This is a genomic window from Actinosynnema sp. NPDC059335 (assembly GCF_042752395.1).
Classification (GTDB): domain Bacteria; phylum Actinomycetota; class Actinomycetes; order Mycobacteriales; family Pseudonocardiaceae; genus Actinosynnema.
This window is the reverse complement of the sequence record NZ_JBHYXZ010000197.1, coordinates 1-2,590: the sequence shown is the minus strand read 5'-3', so window position 1 is coordinate 2,590 and position 2,590 is coordinate 1. Positions and strand designations below refer to the sequence as shown.

Annotated in this window: 1 protein-coding gene; it reads right to left on the bottom strand. The window is 72.0% G+C overall.

Going from position 1 to position 2,590, the window contains the following annotated elements; translation table 11 throughout:
* Positions 1–135: 135 nt before the first annotated feature.
* Positions 136–2,590 (bottom strand): translation initiation factor IF-2 (gene infB / locus ACFXGA_RS36210; protein WP_378096291.1); only part of this gene is annotated, 2,455 nt, incomplete at its 5' end.

The window sequence follows — 2,590 nt, the reverse complement described above, 5'->3', positions numbered from 1 at the left end:
GGCCCACCCCCTCTAACTCCCACAAAAATCTTGTGGCCCGCTTATTTTTTTTTAACGACCCCCCCGCTTTTCACCCCGGGTCCCTTGGGGGGGGGGCCCCCGCGGGGCGCCCCCCCCGCACCTGGTTGACGACGATCAGGCGCGCGGCTTCTCGCGCATCTCGAACGTCTCGATGATGTCGCCGACCTTCAGGTCGCTGTAGTTGCCGAGCGTCAGACCGCACTCGAAGCCCTCGCGGACCTCGGTCGCGTCGTCCTTGAACCGGCGCAGCGAGCTGATCGGCAGGTTCTCCTGCACGACGTTGTTGTCGCGCAGCAGGCGGGCCCGCGCGTTGCGGCGGATCTCGCCCGACACCACGAGGCAACCCGCGATCGTGCCGACCTTGGAGGACTTGAAGACCTCGCGGATCTCGGCACGGCCCAGCTGGACCTCTTCGTACTCCGGCTTGAGCATGCCCTTGAGGGCCTGCTCGATCTCGTCGATCGCCTGGTAGATCACCGTGTAGTAGCGGACGTCCACGCCCTCGCGGTTGGCGAGTTCGGTGGCCTTGCCCTCGGCCCGGACGTTGAAGCCCAGGACGATGGCGCTACCCGCGACGGCGAGGTTGATGTCGCCCTCGGTGATGCCACCGACGCCGCGGTGGATGACCCGCAGCTCGACGTCGTCGCCGACCTCGATCTTCATCAACGCGTCCTCGAGCGCCTCGACGGTACCCGAGTTGTCGCCCTTGATGATCAAGGTGAGGGCGCTGGTCTCCTTCAGCGCGGCGTCCAGGTCCTCCAGGCTGACGCGCTTGCGCTTCGCCGCGTTCATGGCGTTGCGGTTGCGGGCCTGGCGGCGCTCGGCGATCTGCCGCGCCACCCGGTCCTCCTCGACCACGAGGAACGTGTCACCCGCGCCGGGCACCGACGTCAGACCGATGACCTGCACCGGACGCGACGGGTACGCCTCGGTGACGTCCACGCCGTGCTCGTCCACCATGCGGCGGACGCGCCCGTACGCGGCGCCGGCGACGATCGAGTCGCCCACCCGCAGCGTGCCGCGCTGCACCAGCACCGTGGCCACCGGACCGCGACCGCGGTCGAGGTGCGCCTCGATGGCGACGCCCTGCGCCTCCATCTCCGGGTTGGCGCGCAGGTCCAGCGAGGCGTCGGCGGTCAGCAGGATCGCCTCCAGCAGGCCGTCGATGTTGATGCCCTGCTTCGCCGAGATGTCCACGAACATCGTGTCGCCGCCGTACTCCTCGGCGACCAGCCCGTACTCGGTGAGCTGCTGGCGGATCTTGGCGGAGTTGGCCCCCTCCTTGTCGATCTTGTTGACCGCGACCACGATCGGCGCGCCCGCCGCCTGGGCGTGGTTGATCGCCTCCACCGTCTGCGGCATCACGCCGTCGTCGGCCGCCACCACGATGACCGCGATGTCGGTCGAGTTCGCACCACGGGCGCGCATGGCGGTGAACGCCTCGTGACCCGGGGTGTCGATGAAGGTGATCAGGCGCTCGTTGCCCTCCAGCTCCGTGCGGACCTGGTAGGCGCCGATGTGCTGGGTGATGCCGCCGGCCTCGCCCTCGGCCACCTTCGCCTTGCGGATGGTGTCCAACAGGCGCGTCTTGCCGTGGTCGACGTGACCCATGACGGTGACGACCGGCGGGCGGACCTGCAGGTCCTCCTCGCCACCGGCGTCGTCGCCGTAGGTGATGTCGAACGTCTCCAGCAGCTCGCGGTCCTCCTCCTCGGGGGACACGACCTGCACGACGTAGTTCATCTCGGAGCCGAGCAGCTCCAGGATCTCGTCGGACACCGACTGCGTCGCGGTGACCATCTCGCCGAGGTGGAACAGCACCTGCACCAGCGAAGCCGGGTTGGCGTTGATCTTGTCGGCGAAGTCGGTCAACGAGGCGCCGCGGGGCAGGCGGATCGTCTCGCCGTTGCCCTTGGGCAGGCGGACGCCGCCGACCGACGGCGCCTGCATGTTGTCCATGTACTCCTGGCGCTTCTGCCGCTTCGACTTGCGACCGCGACGCGCCGGGCCACCGGGACGGCCGAAGGCGCCCGCGGCGCCGCCGCGACCACCGGGACCGCCGCCACCGGGACGACCGCGGAAGCCGCCGCCACCGGCCGGTGCGCCACCGCCACCGCCGCCACCGCCGCCGGGGCGGAAGCCACCGCCGCCGCCACCGCCGCCACCGGGTCGGAAGCCGCCGCCGGCGCCGCCACCGCCGCCGGGACGGAAGCCACCGCCACCGCCGCCGCCGGGACGACCGCCGCCACCGGGACCGCGGCCACCGCCGCCGCCACCGGGACCGCCGGGGCCACGACCGCCGCCGCCACCGCCACCGGGGCGGGGAGCGGGACGACCGGGCATCATGCCCGGGTTCGGCCGCGGCGGCATGTTGCCGGGGTTGGGCCGGGGACCGCCGGGAGCGCCGCCGGAGCCACCCGGACGGGGGCCCGCCGGACGGGTGTCACCGGGCTTGGGACCGGACGGCCGTTCGCCACCGCCGGGCGCGGCCCGGGGAGGGGACGGCCGGCGCGGCGCCGGGGGGCACAACACCCACACCACAAGAGAGGATATCGCGCGGGTTGGGGCC